This window comes from Streptococcus ratti FA-1 = DSM 20564 (genome assembly GCF_000286075.1).
GTDB classification, from domain to species: Bacteria; Bacillota; Bacilli; order Lactobacillales; family Streptococcaceae; genus Streptococcus; species Streptococcus ratti.
In genome coordinates this window covers 1,096,364-1,114,166 of the sequence record NZ_AJTZ01000005.1, presented here as the reverse complement: position 1 = coordinate 1,114,166, position 17,803 = coordinate 1,096,364, and the positions used below count along the sequence as shown (strand labels likewise).

Here is a 17,803-nt window from a genome sequence, read left to right as displayed (position 1 = left end):
GGAAGTATAGGTGAGCCGTCTCTTTGATTTTCCATCTCAAAAGGCAGTATAAATTTTCATTTTTTGGTATAATGATTATATCTATGCATAAAAGAAAGGAGCCTGAATAAAGACTGCTGAAAAATCACAAATATTATTAGTTCTGGAATTATGGGTTTCAGATAATGTTTAGGGTTATTTTTCGTTGTCTACTAGATAAGATTTATGTCAGATTATTTATCAGTATCTTCTTTAACCAAGTATTTGAAATTAAAATTTGATCGCGATCCTTATTTGGAACGGGTTTATCTGACAGGTCAGGTTTCCAATTTCAGAAAGCGCCCCAATCATCAGTACTTTTCTCTTAAAGATGAGAAAGCTGTCATTCAGGCGACCATGTGGGGCGGTATTTATAAAAAATTGGGCTTTGAGCTTGAAGAAGGTATGAAAATTAATGTTATTGGCCGTGTACAGCTCTATGAACCCAGCGGATCTTATTCCATTATCATTGAAAAGGCAGAGCCAGATGGTATTGGTGCACTAGCCATTCAATTTGAACAGCTTAAGAAAAAGCTGGCTGAGGCTGGTTATTTTGACGATAGACATAAGCAAAGATTGCCGCAGTTTGTTAAAAAGATTGGTGTTGTCACCAGTCCTAGCGGTGCGGTTATCAGAGATATTATCACCACAGTTTCACGCCGTTTTCCCGGAGTTCATATTCTACTGTTTCCAACCAAGGTTCAAGGTGAAGGGGCAGCGCAGGAAGTGGCTGACAACATTCGTTTGGCTAATGAACGCGGTGATTTAGACCTGCTCATTGTCGGCCGCGGCGGAGGTTCCATTGAGGATCTCTGGGCTTTTAATGAGGAGATTGTAGTAGAGGCCATCTTTGAATCGCATCTGCCCATTATTTCCAGTGTTGGACACGAAACGGATACAACCTTGGCTGATTTCGTGGCGGATCGCAGGGCGGCAACACCAACAGCGGCAGCTGAATTGGCAACACCTGTGACCAAGGCTGATTTATTGGCCTTCCTTCAAGAAAGACAGATGCGCTCTTACCAAGCGGTTATGCGCCTGATTAAACAAAAGGGTGAACAGGTTAGAAAATTACAGAACTCAGTTATTTTTAGACAGCCCGAAAGGCTCTATGATGCTTATGTTCAAAAGCTGGATCACTTAAAAACGCGTTTGCTGACCAAGGTGCGGCAGACTTATGATACTTATGACCGCAAGGAGAATCTACTAAGGCAGAGGCTGCTGTCTCTTGATTTATCCCAGCGCATTCAGCGTTATCAAGAACAATTAAAACAAGATCAGCGTTTGCTGTTAAGCCATATGAGCAGCCAATATGACAGTAAGTTAGCTCGTTTTGAAAAGGCACAGGATGCGCTTTTGTCTTTGGATACGACTCGGATTGTAGCGCGTGGCTATGCTATTGTTCAAAAGGATAATCATATTATTCAATCAACCCAGCAAATCAAAAAAGGAGATCACTTGAAGCTTGAAATGAAAGATGGCTATGTTCAAGTGGAGGTAGAAGATGTCAAATAAGAAAAAAACATTTGAAGAGAATTTACAAGATTTAGAAGAAATTGTGAGTCAATTGGAAAATGGTGAAGTTCCTCTTGAAGAAGCGATTGCTCAATTTCAAAAGGGTATGCTGCTTTCTAAAGACCTACAAAAAACATTGGAGTCAGCTGAAAAGACTCTGGTCAAAGTCATGCAGGCTGATGGCAGCGAAGCGGAAATGGACTGATTGTGGATAAGAAAATTAAAAAAATTGACCGAGCTCTGCAGGCTTACTATGCTCAACAGGCCGTCTCCAAAGATCTTATTGAGGCCGTTTTATATTCAATTCACGCTGGCGGAAAACGTATCAGACCTTTGCTGTTTTTAGAGCTTCTGCAAGGTTTTGGCTTAAGCTTAACAGAAGCCCACTATCAGGTGGCGGCAAGCCTAGAGATGATTCATACCGGCAGTTTGATTCATGATGACCTGCCTGCTATGGATAATGATGATTATAGACGGGGTCAGCTGACCAATCATAAGAAGTTTGATGAAGCGACAGCCATTTTAGCTGGTGACAGTCTTTTTCTAGATCCCTTTGGTTTGCTGGCTAAGGCTGACTTAAAGGCTGATATAAAGGTAAGGTTGATAGCAGAGTTGTCAGATGCTGCAGGAACCTATGGCATGGTCGGCGGGCAAATGCTGGATATTAAGGGCGAACATGTTCAGCTGGATTTGGCAGATTTGGCCAAAATTCATGCCAATAAGACAGGGAAACTCTTGACTTTTCCTTTTGTGGCGGCGGGAATAATAGCAGAGCTGCCAGAAAAAGCCCTTGCTCAGCTGCGTCAGGCAGGTGAATTAGTCGGTTTGGCTTTTCAGGTGCGTGATGATATTTTAGATGTAACGGCTGATTTTGCTCAGTTGGGCAAGACACCACAAAAGGATTTGAGTGCTGAAAAATCAACCTACCCCAGTCTTTTAGGCTTGGATAAGTCTTATGATATTTTGGAAGATTCCCTCAACCAAGCGCAAGCTATTTTCCAAAAATTAGCCTTAGAAGAGCAATTTAATGCTAAAGGAATTGAAACAATAATAGAAAGGTTGCGTCTCCATGTCTAAGGAAAGAGTGGATGTTTTAGCTTACAAACAAGGCCTCTTTGATACAAGAGAACAAGCTAAACGGGGAGTTATGGCCGGTTTGGTCGTGGCTGTTTTAAACGGTCAGCGCTATGATAAACCTGGCGAAAAAATTGATGCAGCAACTGAATTAAAATTAAAGGGCGAGAAATTAAAATATGTCAGCCGCGGTGGGCTAAAATTAGAAAAGGCATTAAAGGTTTTTGATCTTTCAGTAGATGGTAAGGTAACCTTGGATATCGGTGCCTCAACAGGCGGTTTTACGGATGTTATGCTGCAAAATGGTGCCAAGCTGGTTTATGCCGTTGATGTTGGCACCAATCAATTAGTGTGGAAACTGCGCCAAAATGAGCGCGTGCTGAGTATGGAGCAGTACAACTTTCGCTATGCAGAACCAAAGGATTTTATAAAGGGTCAGCCGGCCTTTGCATCTATTGATGTGAGTTTTATTTCGCTGGCTTTAATTTTGCCCGCATTAGTCAATATTTTAGCGGATTCTGGTCAAGTAGTTGCTTTAATCAAGCCACAATTTGAGGCAGGGCGTGAGCAAATTGGCAAACATGGGATTGTTAAGGACAGGCAGGTTCATAAAAACGTCTTGAAAGATGTAACAGCTTTTGCGGCAGATTGCGGCTTTACAGTTAAGAGTCTGGCTTTTTCGCCCATTCAGGGGGGGCACGGCAATATTGAATTTTTGGCCCATTTAGAAAAATCAGACCAGCCTGAAAATAAGGCTGCAGTAAGTATTGAGGCTGTTGTGGAACAAGCACACGAGGAATTTAAAAAGAATGAAAAAGCGTGAACGGTTAGAATTAATCAAAAAGATTGTTTTAGAAAATGATATCGAAACTCAAAATGAATTGGTTAGGCTTTTAGAAAAAGAAGGTCTGCAGGCAACGCAGGCGACTATTTCCCGTGATATTAATGAAGTGGGAATTATTAAGGTACCGACTGCAAACGGTCGATATATCTACGGTCTGTCTAAAGGAAACACCCGAAAAGAAGCATCTGCGCCTAAACCTACAGAAAATTCAATTAAAGCTGTCTCGGATGAAATTTCCGGTTTGGAAAATTTCCTTCATATTGATGTTGTGCCGGGAACCAGCTACCTGCTTAAACGTTTCTTGCTCGAACAGTTTGAGGGGCTTATTTTTAGTCTGATCGCTGATGATAACAGTCTGCTTTTACTGGCTAAAAGTCCTAAGGACAGTGACAGAATCCGCCAGGAAATTAAGACTTGGATGAAAGACTAGATTGAAAAGGAGGGAGCATGCTTTTAGAAATTGCCATAAAAAACTTTGCCATTATCAAAGAAATCTCACTGAGCTTTGAGCAGGGGATGACTGTTTTGACTGGTGAGACAGGTGCAGGGAAATCCATTATCATCGATGCTATGAATATGATGCTGGGAAGCAGAGCCAGTACTGATGTCATTCGCCACGGCAGTTCTAAGGCAGAAATCGAGGGCTTCTTCTCCGTTGATGCCAATCCATTTTTAGAGCAGCTGCTGCAGGATAATGGCATAGAACCTTCCGATGAATTGATTATTCGCCGGGAAATTCTGCAAAACGGGCGCAGTATCAGCCGTATCAATGGCCAGATGGTGAATTTGACAACCTTACGTGCTGTAGGTCAGTATTTAGTGGATATTCACGGTCAGCATGACCAAGAAGAGCTCATGCGTCCGCAAAAACACATCCAGCTGTTAGATGCATTTGGCGACGAGAATTTTCAAACAGTTAAGCAGACTTATCAGGAGCTGTTTGACCGCTATAAAAGTCTGCGTAAACGTGTCCTTGATCAGCGCAAAAATGAACAAGAACATCAGGCACGCATTGAGATGCTGGAGTATCAGATTGCTGAGATTGAAGCAGCTGCCCTTAAATCAGGCGAAGATCTGAAACTGCAAAAAGAACGCGATAAGCTTATGAATCACAAGCTCATTGTGGATACTCTGACCAATGCTTATGTTTTACTGGACAATGATGATTTTTCCAGTCTGGCTAATGTTCGATCTGCCATGAATGATCTGCAAAGTCTGGAAGAATACGATACTGATTACAAGAAATTATCCGACAGTCTCAGCGAATCTTATTATATTTTGGAAGATGTCAGCAAGCGTTTGGGAGATATTCTGGATAGTCTGGATTTTGATGCCAATGCCTTAGCTCAGATTGAGGCGCGGATGGATACGATAAATGCGATTACCCGCAAATACGGCGGTTCAGCAGATGATGTCTTGGATTATTTTGACAATATTGCCAAGGAATATGATCATTTAACAGGAAATGATCTGTCTTTTGACGGTATTGAAAAAGAATTAAAATCCTTGGAGCAGTCTTTAGTAGCATCAGCGGCAGAGTTAAGCCAAAAGCGCCATGCCATTGCAGATCACCTGTCCAAGGAAATCAAGCAGGAATTAAAAGAGCTTTACATGGATAAAGCCGATTTCAAAGTAGTTTTCACCAAGGGAAAGTTCAACCGTGAAGGAAATGAAAGTGTTGAGTTTTATATTTCAGCAAATCCAGGGGAAGGCTTCAAACCTTTGGTTAAGGTAGCTTCCGGCGGAGAACTGTCTCGGCTGATGCTGGCCATAAAATCAACCTTTTCCCGCCGTGAAGACAAGACAAGCATTGTTTTTGATGAGGTTGATATCGGTGTATCAGGCCGTGTGGCGCAGGCTATAGCTCAAAAGATTTATAAGATTGGTCAACACGGTCAAGTTCTGGCTATTTCGCACCTGCCCCAGGTTATTGCCATCAGTGATTATCAATATTTTATTGAAAAGCAAAGCAGCGAGGACTCTACTGTTTCAACTGTCCGTCTCCTAACCCCGGATGAAAGAATTGAAGAAATTGCCAAGATGCTGGCAGGAGATAATGTCACCCCAGCTGCCCGTGAACAGGCCAAAGAATTGCTGAACAAATGAGTAAGCAGCGTATAAATAGCTCTCAGGCACGGAAATTTCATCGTTTTAAAAGGGCAAAGAATGCTCTTGCTAAAATCGCTTTTACTGATAAATACGCTCAGTAAATATCAGGGAAACTCCTTTTAGCTGAAAATATTGACAGCTTGCAGTGCCTTCTTATTTTTTCTTCTGCAAAATTTCCCCTAAAAGCTGATTATTTGGTATAATAAAGACGATACTATAAAATTAGAAAGCTAAATAAAACAGGATCAAAAATGAGTAAAATTAAAATTATCACTGATTCGTCGATTACGATTGAGCCTGAATTGGTTAAGGAATTGGATATTACGGTAGTTCCCTTAACTGTTATGGTTGACGGTGTGGTTTATTCCGATAATAATCTTAAGGAGGAAGGCAAGTTTCGTGAGCTGGCTAAAAACAGCAAGACACTCCCTAAAACCAGTCAGCCGCCTGTGGGATTATTTGCTGAAACCTATGAGCACCTTCTCAAAGAAGGGGCAGAGCAGATCGTTGCTATCCATATTACCCATGCTTTATCAGGAACGGTTGAAGCATCGCGTCAGGGAGCCAATATTGCTGGAGCAAATGTTACTGTTTTGGACTCTTCTTTTACGGATCAGGCCATGAAATTCCAAGTTGTTGCAGCTGCTCAAGCAGCTAAGAATGGCAGCAGCTTAGAAGAGGTTTTGGCCAAGATCGAAGAAGTTAAAAAGAAAACGGAACTATTCATTGGCGTTTCAACATTGGAAAATCTGGTTAAGGGCGGACGGATTGGCCGAGTCACAGGACTTATCAGTTCCTTGCTTAATATCAGAGTGGTCATGGAGCTCAAAGACCATGTTTTAAATCCAATTACAAAAGGACGGGGCAATAAGACTTTCAATAAATGGCTGGATAGCTTTATTGCTCACATTAAAGATCGAAAAATTGCTGAGATTGGTATTTCTTATGCGGGAACTGCCGAACTTGCTAAGAGTCTCAGAGATAAATTACAGGCCTATGTTGAAAAAGAAATTACGGTTTTGGAAACAGGGTCAATCATTCAGACTCACACAGGTGAAGGAGCTTTTGCGGTGATGGTGCACTATGAATAAAAAACTTCCTAAAGGACTTGCTTTTTTTCTTGCAAGCCTTCTTATTTTCAGTCTTTTATTTTACTTTTTAATTCCGGTCAGAGAGTCTGGCCTTAAGCACTCAGGACAGAAGCTGCCCATAAAGAAATCAGCAACGTTTAATTATGTTGCAATCGGTGATTCCCTGACAGAAGGGGTTGGGGACACAACAGAGCAGGGCGGTTTTATTCCGCTGCTGTCACAGGAGCTGCAGACAAGCTATCATTATGATGTAGCCAGCGATAATTACGGGGTTTCAGGCAATACCAGCCAGCAGATTCTGACACGGATGTCAAAAGAAGAAAAGATTCAAAAAAGTCTTACAAGGGCTAATCTGATGACACTGACAGTCGGCGGTAACGATGTTATGGCTGTTATCCGAAAAGATTTGACCAATTTGAAGGTATCTTCTTTTACAAAACCGGCTCAGGTCTATCAGAAGCATCTGAGGAAAATTATTGAGCTGGCCAGACAAAAAAATAAGAACCTGCCTATCTATGTAGTTGGCATCTACAATCCCTACTATTTAAATTTTCCTGATTTGACGCAGATGCAGGAAATTATTGACAAATGGAACCAAGGAACACAGAAGGTCACCGCAGAATATAAGAATGTTTATTTTGTATCGATTAATGAATTGCTTTATAAGGGTACTGACAGCGGCCAGGCAGCTGTTGGAAGTTCGAGCAGTGAAAGTGATTCTGGCCAGATAACCAACAATGTCCTTTCCGAGGATGATCGCTTTCATCCCAATAATGTCGGTTATCAGATTATGTCAAAAGCAGTAATGGAGAAAATCAGTGAAACAAAAAAGAATTGGAACTAAAAGAAACTGGTGGAAGTGGGCTTTCTTGCTTTTATTAGCTCTTACTATCGCCTTTTGGGGAGTTATTATCATCCGGGTAATGGGAGGCTCTGCAGGTACTTCTAAGAGCAGCCAGACGATAACAAATCCTGTTAAGGTCGGAACCGTTACCACAACTAAAGAAGAACTCAATCAAACTCTGGCAAGCTACTTAAATGACTATCGGTCTAAAGATATGAACTACAATGTGCGCCTGACATCAACGAATATTGAATTTCAGGGAAGTTATAAGCTTCTGGGATCTCAGGTACCGCTCTATATCTATTTTGAGCCTTATCATCTAAAAAGCGGAGCCATCCAGCTGAAAGTGACCTCAATGTCAGTAGGCAATCTGCCCTTGCCGGAAGCTGAGGTACTCAGTTATATCAAATCCAGCTATAAGCTGCCAAGCTTTGTTGAAATTCTCCCCAAGAAGTCTGTTGTTAATATCAATTTGCAAAATATTAACAATGACAGCGGTCTTTATTTGAAATCTACAGCTATCAATTTGGCAACTGATGAAATAAACTTTGATATTTTAAAGAAAAACCGTTAAAAAGGCATTAAATACTTGACCTATCTAAGTTTTTTAGGTATGATAGAATCTGTTAAAGCCTATAAGGCTTATAAAATTATTGGAGGATTTGTTAAATGGCTAACAAACAAGATTTGATTGCAAAAGTAGCAGAAGCTACTGAATTGACTAAGAAAGATTCAGCTGCAGCAGTTGATGCAGTTTTCGCAGCAGTATCAGAATACCTTGCAAAAGGTGAAAAAGTGCAACTTATCGGTTTTGGTAACTTTGAAGTTCGCGAACGTGCAGCACGCAAAGGTCGCAACCCTCAAACAGGTGAAGAAATCGAAATCAAAGCTTCTAAAGTTCCAGCATTCAAAGCTGGTAAAGCTCTTAAAGACGCTGTAAAATAATTATAGGACAGTCTAAAAACCCTGCCCACATAGCAGGGTTTTTGTTGTGCTCTAATCTTATGGACAAACGATAAGTTTGCTGGATTATACTGTCAAAATAAGCTAAGGCTGCACCATTCTTTTGCCGTTTAAGCCTTCTTTTACGCCTTTAAGTAAAAATAGTGTATAATAGAAAAAAGATAAATAGAAAGGAGCTGGGACTAAGAATGGTACTGCATGTCTATGATAATGATCCAAAACAGGCTGCCTACAATCATGTGTTGACGCACCTTAAGAGAAAGCATATTCGTATTACGGAGACCCGCAAGGCAGTTATTGCTTATATGATTAATGCTCACCATCATCCGAGTGCGGAGCAGATCTACCGCGACCTTCTTCCTCAATATCCCAGCATGAGTTTAGCGACCGTTTATAACAATCTCAAAGTTTTGATAGATGAAGGCTTTGTTGTAGAGCTCAAACTCAGCAATGACAATACGGCATATTTTGATTTTATGGGTGATAGGCATCTGCATATTGTTTGCGAGTCCTACGGTAAGATTACGGATTTTGCAGATGCCGATATTTCTTCAATTGAGAAGGAGGCGCGCCAGCAAACCGGCTATGACGTTACACGGACGCAGCTTCTGATATATGGCCTTTGTCCGGAATGTCAACAAAGAGAAAAAAAGATATAAAAGCTTGAACGGACCAGATGATTTGATGTTATTTGTGTTTGAAGAAGTTAGGAGCCAGTTCTTGCATGTACTGCAACCAAAGGAGAGGGAGCTGTTATGGAAAAATTGTTTCTCGTTTTTCTCATTATCTTTTCACTTGCCAAAATGATCAGTGTTATTTTTGTCAGCAAAACAATGAAGGCTCCTGATTTAAAAGAGCAAAATCAGTCTGAGACGGACAAGGATAGTAAAGACGATTTTTCATAAAAGAGAGTGGGATAAAAATCGGTAAATCGCTGTTAAAATGGTGATTTCGATTTTGTTGTCCCACCTGTGCACAGTTTATTAGCTATTGGCATGAACCAGCCTTCATAAAATCGGCTATCCTCCAACAGTTCCCCAAACTGTTTAAGGTGGACACCTGAAAATTAAGAGATATCCAGATAAGGACCGCTCCCTTATGATGTTAAAACGAACTCTAATTGATGAGTCTGGGCAAAAACTAGCTTCAAAATAAAACCACATTGTGATCTCAATCTTGAAACCAATCAAGAAGAAAGAATCACAGTGTGGTTTTTGATTTTTAGACGTTTTAGTAGCCAAATTCTTAGCCAATTTTGTGAGATTCATACTCATGAAGAGGAGGTTGGACTTTTTGTCCAACCTCCTCTTCATTTTATTTGACCTGTCCATAGCACGGGCACCCTAATGCGCATGGTGCAAGGGAGTGACTTTCCTGTCTTTTTAACAGCATGCATGCATAGGCGGCATAAGCCCTTAGTTTTTTAACGAAGGGCCTGCGACTTGGGCAGGTGATAATAATGATTCTTATCTTTTATAAGAAAATAGCGGCTAAAAAAAGCGAGAAAAACTCTCAGATTTTTCAGCTATTAGAATCTGAGAGTTAAGAAAGTCAGTTATTAATCAATATAGTTGAGTTTGCCGCGAAAATCTTCCAGACTGTTATAGCCTTTGGATGCCATGATATCTTTTAGTTCTTTGGTGATGCGCTCGAAAACTTGCGGACCTTCTTGGTGAAGAGCAGTTCCGATTTGCACCATGCTAGCACCGCAAAGAATATGTTCAAATGCATCTCGGCCTGATTTGACACCGCCCGTACCAATGATTTGAATAGACGGATTGAGACGCTGGTAAAATGCATGAACATTAGCCAGGGCTGTAGGTTTGACATAATCACCACCGATACCGCCAAAGCCGTTTTTGGGTTTAATAACGACTTTTTCGTCCTCAATGACTAATCCATTGCCGATGGAGTTAATGCAGTTGACAAAAACGAGAGGGTATTTATTGAAAACAGCGGCTGCCTGATCAAAATGCACAATATCAAAATAAGGCGGCAGCTTGACCCCGAGAGGTTTGGTAAAATAGGAAAAGACTTCCGCAAGAATCTGATCTGTCGTTTCAAAGTCATAGGCAATCTGTGGTTTGCCGGGCACGTTGGGGCAGGAAAGATTGAGTTCGACCAAGCCTTGATAGCTGCTGGCTTCAATCTCTTTCAAAATTGTATGGGTTTCCTCTGGTGACATACCAACGAGAGAGAGAAAATGATTCTTGCTGTTTGGCTGATTTTGCAGCTCAGTGACATAGTCCAAATAGTATTGGAAGCCCATATTAGGCAGTCCCATCGAATTAATAGATCCGAGTGCTGTATCTGCGTAACGCGGTTCAGGATTGCCTGCACGTTCTTCAAGAGTGCCGGTCTTAGTCACAAATGACCCTGCTGCAGACTGTTCGATAGCATCTAATTCTTCACGCGTCATGCAATAGACACCGGCAGCATTCATCAGACAGTTGTCAAAAGCAAAATTTCCGATTGTTGTTGCAGTAGATGGCATAATGATCCCCTATTTTTAATAATTTACTCTATTTTACTATTAAAAAAAGCTAAAAGCAAATATTGCCCGAACAATGACGATGGACATGCTAATCTAACTTCTTAAATGATGTAAAAGTTGTAAATTATTTTATAATAATGTATAATACAAATGAAGAACAGTTGAACAAATGTTCAATCGTTTGAATATGTTGTTTTACGGGAGAATAGCAAATGGAGAACAAGAGATTATTAGAAGTGGATTTATTAAATGCTGTTTCAAATTTTTTTAAAGCTCTGGGAAATGACACCAGAAGTCAAATTTTGTGGTGTTTGAGTCAAGGAGAGCTTCGATCGAGCGAACTTGCTGAGGTTTTAGAAATGACCCCATCGGCAATTTCCCATCAACTTACCTTGCTAAAGCATCTTAATATCGTTTCATCTCGTCGTGAAGGAAAAAATCAGGTTTATTCATTAGCGGATGAGCATATCAACCGTATTTTGACCTCGGTGGTTGAACATTATCAGGAGGATTAGATATGGCAAATAAGGATAAAAAACGACTTATTGGCATTATTTCGGCAACTTTGCTTCTACTTTTAGTTTATGTTTTTAGTAAGATAGCTGATTTATCATTGACTTTGCAAGCCCTGCTCTATTTACTACCATATTTATTAGTTGGTCATGATGTACTGGTTAAAGCAGTTAAGAAAATGAGTAAAGGCAAGGTTTTTAGTGAACATTTTCTCATGTCTTTGGCTACACTTGGTGCTTTTGCATTGAGTTTTATGACAGGTAAGCCAGAGTTTGCAGAGGCTGTTTTTGTCATGATTTTCTATCAAATCGGTGAACTTTTTGAGCATATTGCAGAAGGGAGCAGTGAAAAATCTATTTCAGAGCTGCTAAGTTTACGACCTGATACTGTTCAGTTGGAAAGTGATGGAGGTCTAGTTACTGTATCGCCACAAGAACTTCAAAAAGATCAGATTATTCTAATTAAATCTGGTGAAAAGGTAGCTGTAGACGGCATCATTGTTGAAGGAAAATCGCAAATTGACACAGCAGCTTTGACAGGAGAAAGCTTGCCACGTACGGTTGGGGTAGGTGACGAGGTGCTATCGGGCACTGTCAATATGACTGGGCTTATTCGAGTCAAAGTAATGCGAACTTTAGAGGAATCAACCTTATCCAAAATTCTAGATTTAATGGAGAACTCTGCGGCGAATAAGTCTACAAATGAAGCGTTAGTGACTCGTTTTGCATCAGTTTATACGCCTACCGTGGTGATTTTAGCAGTACTCATTGCCTTTTTGCCGCCAATTTTTTCAAATAACTTTATCAGCACTTTTCCAGATTGGCTAGGCAGAGGATTAACATTTCTTGTAATTTCATGTCCCTGTGCACTTGTCATTTCAATTCCGATGAGTTTCTTTGGTGGTCTCGGAGCTAGTTCAAAAGCAGGTGTTTTGGTTAAGGGATCTCATTATTTAGAAAATCTAGCAAAGCTTGACATGCTTGTTTTTGACAAAACAGGAACATTGACGGAGGGTGTTTTTACAGTTACCGCCCTGCACCCTGAGAAAATTAAGGAAGAAAGACTCTTACACTTAGCTAGTCACGTAGAACGTTTTTCCAGCCATCCGATTGCCCAATCGTTGCGAGCTGCTTATCAAAAAGAGGAGGACGATTGCTTGATTTCCGAGGTTGTTGAAACTGCAGGTCAAGGGATTAGCGCGAGAGTGAACAAGCAGACGGTTGCTGTCGGAAACACAAAATACATGGATGATCTCGGTGTAAAATGGAAAGACTGTCATCAAATTGGAACGATTGTTCATGTGGCCATTGATGGTGTCTATGCAGGACATATTGTTATTTCTGATCGTATCAAGCCTGATACAAAAAAAGCGCTAGGAGAGTTACGCAAGTTAGGAATAAGACAATTGGTTATGCTAACGGGAGATCATGAAACAGTTGCCAAAGTTGTAGCTGACGAATTGGAATTAACTGACTACAAGGCGAACCTATTGCCGGCTGATAAAGTTTCAGAGTTAGAACAATGCCTTGAACAAAGAAAAGCAAAGAAAACAGTGGGCTTTGTAGGCGATGGGATCAATGATGCTCCTGTTTTGGCCAGAGCTGACGTTGGTATTGCCATGGGTGGACTTGGTAGTGACGCTGCGATAGAGGCAGCAGACGTTGTTGTTATGAATGATCAATTAAGCAAAATAGCACAAGCAATTATGATAGCCAGAAAAACCATCAGAATTGCTCATGAAAATGCAATCTTTTCAATTATTGTGAAAATTTTAGTTTTACTTTTAGCAGCAGGAGGAGTGGCTAATATGTGGATGGCTATTTTTGCAGATGTCGGGGTGACCGTTCTAGTTGTGATTAATGCATTGAGAACTTTGAAATTCAATCGTGAGAGTTAAAAAATCTCTGATCAAAGTTGAGTGTCTTGGATTTTCGCTGAAAGTTAGCAGCACAGCAGTTTTGAAAATTTCCTCAAGAGCTGAGTTGACAAGCATGTCTGAATGTCCTATAATCATTGTTGTTAAAATAATAATCATTCCCCACCTTCCCCGGAGGGTGGATAAGGATAATGAGACTATTTCGTAGGGATATCTCTTTTGGGATAAAGAAATAGTCTTGTTATCCTTTTATTTTATTTTGTTGAGGAGGAAAATGATATGATGTGGTTTTATTTGATTTTAGCAGGTATATTGGAAGTCGTATGGGCGACAACTATGAAATTAAGTGACGGATTCAGTCGACTCGGCTACAGTGCCATAACTGTGCTAGGCATGATGTTGAGCTTTTACCTACTCTCCAGAGCTTTGAAAGATTTGCCAATGAGTTTGGCCTATCCTATTTGGACTGGAATTGGAGCAATTGGCACTGTGATTGTTGGAGTTGTCTTTTTAGGAGATGGCTTATCACCTCTATCTTATCTATTTTTGGCTCTATTATTAATTGGAATCATTGGTTTAAAATTAACAAGTGACTATTGAGTCTTTTGAAGAAAATTATGGATTTGACTAGATTTTTACCTATTTTTTTTGTAAAATGGAAAGAGTAAATGGCGTAAAGCCTAAATAAAAAGGAGACATAACTAATGGTAAAATTGGTTTTCGCTCGCCACGGTGAGTCTGAATGGAACAAAGCTAACCTTTTCACTGGCTGGGCTGATGTAGATCTTTCAGAAAAAGGGACGCAACAAGCTATTGATGCTGGTAAATTGATTAAAGAAGCAGGTATTGAATTTGACCTTGCTTTCACATCAGTTTTGACACGCGCTATCAAAACAACTAACTTAGCTCTTGAATACTCTGATCAGCTTTGGGTACCAGTTGAAAAGTCATGGCGCTTGAATGAACGTCACTACGGCGGTTTGACTGGCAAAAACAAGGCTGAGGCTGCTGAACAATTCGGTGATGAACAAGTTCACATTTGGCGCCGTTCTTATGATGTTTTGCCTCCGGCTATGGCTAAAGACGATCAATACTCTGCACATACTGACCGCCGTTATGCAAGTCTTGATGATACCGTTATTCCAGACGCTGAAAACCTGAAAGTAACGCTTGAGCGTGCTTTGCCATTCTGGGAAGATAAGATTGCTCCGGCACTTAAAGATGGTAAAAATGTTTTTGTGGGTGCACATGGTAATTCGATTCGTGCTCTTGTCAAACACATCAAACAATTATCAGATGACGAAATCATGGGTGTTGAAATTCCTAATTTCCCACCGTTAGTCTTTGAATTTGATGAAAATCTGAACGTGACTGCTGAGTACTACCTCGGAGAATAGGTTCTGGATTATTTATTTAGTGAGAAACAAGTGAGATTGGCTGCGTTCCAATCTCATTTTCTATAGGCAGAGATCAAGCGGGCTTATCTGCGGCTCTAACGGTAGGACAGGCATCACAAGTTTAGCATTGCTTAGTTTCTGTCTTGCTTTTTCCTTGCAAGAACTGTTAATTTTACTCAGATTTAAAGAAAAGTCACAAGTTTTTAGTTAAATTGTGATAAAATAAAAGACGTAGTTTCATGAAAATAGGAGGAAAAATGGTAGGCAAACTAAAGAAACCAAAGAAAAATCAGTCCAGAACTTTTGTTCTTATCTCTAACAGAATCAATCTCCTATTTTTCTTCATTGTAGCCCTGTTTACAATCTTGCTGCTAAGATTGGCACAGATGCAGATTTACGATGCTAAATTTTACAAGGCAAAATTAACGGAATCAACAAATTATACGATAAAAACGTCAAGTCCCAGAGGTCAGATTTATGATGCCAAGGGTGTGCCTCTGGTTGAAAATGAAGTTAAGGAAGTTGTTGCTTTCACCAGGAGCAATACAATGACTGCTGAAGACATCAAAAAGAATGCTCAGAAGTTAGCCAGCATGGTGACTCTGACGGAAAGCAAGGTGACTGAGCGTCAGAAAAAAGATTATTATTTGGCGGATCCAAAGACCTATCAAAAAGTGGTTAAGAAGCTGCCTGATAAGAAAAAGTATGATAATTTCGGCAATAATTTGAAAGAATCGGATATCTATGCCAATGCTGTCAAAGCCGTTCCAGACAGTGCGATTAATTATTCTGAGGACGAAGAAAAAATTATCTATATTTTCAGTCAGATGAATGCAACATCAGTTTTTAACACGGTTTCTTTGACAACGGGAGATCTGACAGCTGAACAAATTGCTGTGCTGGCTACCAGCAAATCAGATTTGAAAGGTATATCTGTTAAGACAGACTGGGAGCGTAAGGCTGATAAAAATTCAATTACCTCCATTATCGGTAAGGTTTCCAGCCAGAAAACAGGCCTGCCTGCCGAGGAAGCCAGCGACTATGTTAAAAAAGGTTATTCGCTGAATGACCGTGTTGGGACTTCTTATTTGGAGAAGCAATATGAAAATTACCTGCAGGGCAGCCGGACGGTTCAGTCCATTAAGGTTAATAAGGAAGGCAAGATTGTCAGCAATAAAACGACCGCCAAAGGCACCAAGGGCAAGAACTTGAAATTAACCATTGATCTTGAGTTCCAAAAGGGTGTTGAACAGATTCTGAAGCAGTATTTTACTTCTGAATTGTCAGCTGGCAATACTAAATATTCCGAAGGAGTCTATGCTGTTGTTCTAAATCCTAATACGGGTGCTGTTTTGTCAATGGCCGGTCTGGAACATGATCTCAAATCTGGAGAGGTCTCATCAAATGCGCTGGGCACCATTACAGAAGTTTTTACACCCGGTTCTGTGGTTAAGGGAGCGACTTTAACTGCTGGCTGGGAAAATGGTGTCTTGTCAGGCAATCAGGTAATCAATGACCAAACTATCCAGTTTGCAGGCTCCAATCCTATCAAATCGTGGTTTACCAATGGTTCCACTCCTCTGACAGCCAGTCAGTCTTTGGAATACTCATCTAATACTTACATGGTTCAGTTAGCTTTAAAACTGATGGGACAGGATTATTACAGCGGTATGACTCTGTCGTCAGATGGCTATAAGAGTGCCATGGAAAAGCTGAGGGCAACTTATGCTCAGTACGGCCTTGGTGTGGCAACCGAGATTGATCTGCCGGGAGAATCAAAAGGCTACACACCGGATAAATTTGATGTTGCCAATGTTTTAACAGAATCATTCGGTCAGTTTGACAACTATACGGCTATGCAGCTGGCCCAGTATGCCGCTACTGTGGCTAACGGCGGCAAGCGCATTGCTCCCCATTTAGTTGAGGGAATCTATGATAACAATAAGACCGGCGGTTTGGGCAAGCTGGTTCAGTCTGTTGATACCAAGGTATTAAATGAAGTGTCAATTTCCAGTGATAATATGGCTATCATCAAAGACGGTTTCTATAATGTTGTTAATGGCGGCAGCTATGCAACTGGGAAAACTCTTGCTAACGGTGCCAGCGTTCCTATTTCTGCTAAAACCGGTACGGCCGAAGCCTATGTGACCGGTGAAGACGGTAAATCTGTCTATACATCCAATCTGAATGTTGTCGCCTACGCTCCCAGCAATAATCCGCAGGTTGCTGTAGCTGTCGTTCTGCCGCATGAAACGGATTTGCATGGGACAACCAGTCATGCTATTACGCGGGATATTATCAATCTTTATCAAAAAATGAATCCGATGAAACAGTGAGGAAAAAGAATGCTTTACCCAACTCCCATAGCTAAATTGATTGAAAGCTTTACCAAGCTGCCCGGAATTGGGATTAAAACGGCGACACGTCTAGCTTTCTATACAATTGGTATGAGCGATGAAGATGTTAATGACTTTGCCAAAAACCTCTTAGCTGCCAAGCGGGAGCTGACCTATTGTTCAGTCTGCGGCAATCTGACCGATGATGATCCTTGCAGCATCTGTACAGATGACAGTAGGGATAATTCGACTATTCTTGTGGTAGAAGACAGCAAGGATGTGTCAGCTATGGAAAAAATTCAGGAGTATCATGGCCTCTATCATGTTTTACATGGGCTCATCTCTCCCATGAACGGTATTGGCCCAGATGATATTAATCTGAAAAGCCTTTTGACACGCTTGCGGGATAATAGTGACATTACTGAAGTCATTATCGCAACCAACGCAACAGCAGACGGGGAAGCAACCGCTATGTATATCTCACGTGTCCTAAAACCAGCAGGAATCAAGGTAACACGTTTAGCGCGTGGATTGGCTGTTGGCTCAGATATTGAATACGCCGACGAAGTGACCCTCCTGCGTGCTATTGAAAACCGAACAGAATTATAAGGAAGCTTTTTTTCCGGCAGACGCTGCACCTTGTTTTTGCTGGGTTAACTGCTAAAAAGAACCTTTTCAATATTTTTTGAAAAGGTTCTTTTTTTATGATATGATAAATGAAAAATGAGA

19 protein-coding genes and 1 pseudogene are annotated in these 17,803 nt (G+C 40.8%); 18 read left to right on the top strand and 2 right to left on the bottom strand.

Features of this window, described 5'->3' with window-relative positions; translation table 11 throughout:
- The first annotated feature begins 204 nt into the window (after positions 1 to 204).
- From xseA to SRA_RS10235, 12 genes are all read left to right on the top strand, one after another.
- Positions 205 to 1,533: an exodeoxyribonuclease VII large subunit gene (xseA, locus tag SRA_RS07220; protein WP_003089313.1), complete on the top strand. Its 1,329-nt coding sequence runs from the start codon at positions 205 to 207 to the stop codon at positions 1,531 to 1,533.
- Complete coding sequence (locus SRA_RS07215) at positions 1,523 to 1,738, top strand: exodeoxyribonuclease VII small subunit (RefSeq protein WP_003089310.1); 216 nt, start codon at positions 1,523 to 1,525, stop codon at positions 1,736 to 1,738. The genes xseA and SRA_RS07215 overlap by 11 nt, the downstream gene beginning before the upstream one ends.
- Before the next feature lie 2 nt (positions 1,739 to 1,740).
- A complete protein-coding gene (locus tag SRA_RS07210; RefSeq protein WP_003089307.1) occupies positions 1,741 to 2,610 on the top strand; it encodes a polyprenyl synthetase family protein in 870 nt (289 codons plus the stop codon).
- Complete coding sequence (locus SRA_RS07205) at positions 2,603 to 3,430, top strand: TlyA family RNA methyltransferase (RefSeq protein ID WP_003089303.1); 828 nt, start codon at positions 2,603 to 2,605, stop codon at positions 3,428 to 3,430. Before SRA_RS07210 ends, SRA_RS07205 begins: the two co-directional genes overlap by 8 nt.
- Positions 3,417 to 3,881 carry an arginine repressor gene (locus SRA_RS07200; protein ID WP_003089300.1) on the top strand — a complete coding sequence of 155 codons (465 nt, stop codon included), beginning with the start codon at positions 3,417 to 3,419 and terminating at the stop codon, positions 3,879 to 3,881. Before SRA_RS07205 ends, SRA_RS07200 begins: the two co-directional genes overlap by 14 nt.
- A gap of 17 nt (positions 3,882 to 3,898) precedes the next feature.
- The gene (recN, locus tag SRA_RS07195; RefSeq protein ID WP_003089298.1) at positions 3,899 to 5,557 is read left to right on the top strand and encodes a DNA repair protein RecN; all 1,659 of its coding nucleotides are present in this window, start codon (positions 3,899 to 3,901) and stop codon (positions 5,555 to 5,557) included.
- A gap of 254 nt (positions 5,558 to 5,811) precedes the next feature.
- A complete protein-coding gene (locus tag SRA_RS07190; RefSeq protein WP_003089294.1) occupies positions 5,812 to 6,651 on the top strand; it encodes a DegV family protein in 840 nt (279 codons plus the stop codon).
- Positions 6,644 to 7,495 (top strand): SGNH/GDSL hydrolase family protein, encoded by an 852-nt coding sequence (locus SRA_RS07185; RefSeq protein WP_003089291.1) that lies wholly within the window; start codon positions 6,644 to 6,646, stop codon positions 7,493 to 7,495. Before SRA_RS07190 ends, SRA_RS07185 begins: the two co-directional genes overlap by 8 nt.
- Positions 7,470 to 8,069: a YpmS family protein gene (locus SRA_RS07180; protein ID WP_003089290.1), complete on the top strand. Its 600-nt coding sequence runs from the start codon at positions 7,470 to 7,472 to the stop codon at positions 8,067 to 8,069. The genes SRA_RS07185 and SRA_RS07180 overlap by 26 nt, the downstream gene beginning before the upstream one ends.
- Positions 8,070 to 8,164: 95 nt before the next feature.
- A complete protein-coding gene (locus SRA_RS07175) occupies positions 8,165 to 8,440 on the top strand; it encodes an HU family DNA-binding protein (protein WP_003089289.1) in 276 nt (91 codons plus the stop codon).
- A gap of 206 nt (positions 8,441 to 8,646) precedes the next feature.
- Positions 8,647 to 9,117 (top strand): Fur family transcriptional regulator, encoded by a 471-nt coding sequence (locus SRA_RS07170; RefSeq protein WP_003089286.1) that lies wholly within the window; start codon positions 8,647 to 8,649, stop codon positions 9,115 to 9,117.
- A gap of 96 nt (positions 9,118 to 9,213) precedes the next feature.
- Positions 9,214 to 9,363, top strand: a complete 150-nt coding sequence (locus SRA_RS10235; protein WP_003089285.1) for a hypothetical protein — start codon at positions 9,214 to 9,216, stop codon at positions 9,361 to 9,363.
- Between the two features lie 141 nt (positions 9,364 to 9,504).
- Here SRA_RS10235 and SRA_RS10470 read toward each other — a convergent pair.
- Both SRA_RS10470 and SRA_RS07165 read right to left on the bottom strand, forming a co-directional pair.
- Positions 9,505 to 9,738, bottom strand: a pseudogene (locus tag SRA_RS10470) (hypothetical protein); the annotation flags it as partial.
- A 278-nt stretch (positions 9,739 to 10,016) separates the two neighbouring features.
- Positions 10,017 to 10,952 carry a dihydroorotate oxidase gene (locus SRA_RS07165; protein WP_003089283.1) on the bottom strand — a complete coding sequence of 312 codons (936 nt, stop codon included), beginning with the start codon at positions 10,950 to 10,952 and terminating at the stop codon, positions 10,017 to 10,019.
- Positions 10,953 to 11,164: 212 nt separating this feature from the next.
- On the opposite strand from SRA_RS07165, the gene SRA_RS07160 reads away from it, so the two are divergent.
- From SRA_RS07160 to recR, 6 genes are all read left to right on the top strand, one after another.
- Complete coding sequence (locus tag SRA_RS07160; protein ID WP_003089281.1) at positions 11,165 to 11,467, top strand: ArsR/SmtB family transcription factor; 303 nt, start codon at positions 11,165 to 11,167, stop codon at positions 11,465 to 11,467.
- Between the two features lie 2 nt (positions 11,468 to 11,469).
- Complete coding sequence (locus SRA_RS07155) at positions 11,470 to 13,362, top strand: heavy metal translocating P-type ATPase (RefSeq protein ID WP_003089279.1); 1,893 nt, start codon at positions 11,470 to 11,472, stop codon at positions 13,360 to 13,362.
- A 258-nt stretch (positions 13,363 to 13,620) separates the two neighbouring features.
- Positions 13,621 to 13,941, top strand: a complete 321-nt coding sequence (locus SRA_RS07150) for a DMT family transporter (protein ID WP_003089277.1) — start codon at positions 13,621 to 13,623, stop codon at positions 13,939 to 13,941.
- Between the two features lie 104 nt (positions 13,942 to 14,045).
- Positions 14,046 to 14,738, top strand: a complete 693-nt coding sequence (locus SRA_RS07145; protein ID WP_003089274.1) for a phosphoglycerate mutase — start codon at positions 14,046 to 14,048, stop codon at positions 14,736 to 14,738.
- Between the two features lie 257 nt (positions 14,739 to 14,995).
- Positions 14,996 to 17,074, top strand: a complete 2,079-nt coding sequence (gene pbp2b, locus SRA_RS07140) for a penicillin-binding protein PBP2B (RefSeq protein ID WP_003089273.1) — start codon at positions 14,996 to 14,998, stop codon at positions 17,072 to 17,074.
- Positions 17,075 to 17,083: 9 nt separating this feature from the next.
- Positions 17,084 to 17,683: a recombination mediator RecR gene (gene recR, locus SRA_RS07135; protein ID WP_003089271.1), complete on the top strand. Its 600-nt coding sequence runs from the start codon at positions 17,084 to 17,086 to the stop codon at positions 17,681 to 17,683.
- The last annotated feature ends 120 nt before the right edge of the window (positions 17,684 to 17,803 follow it).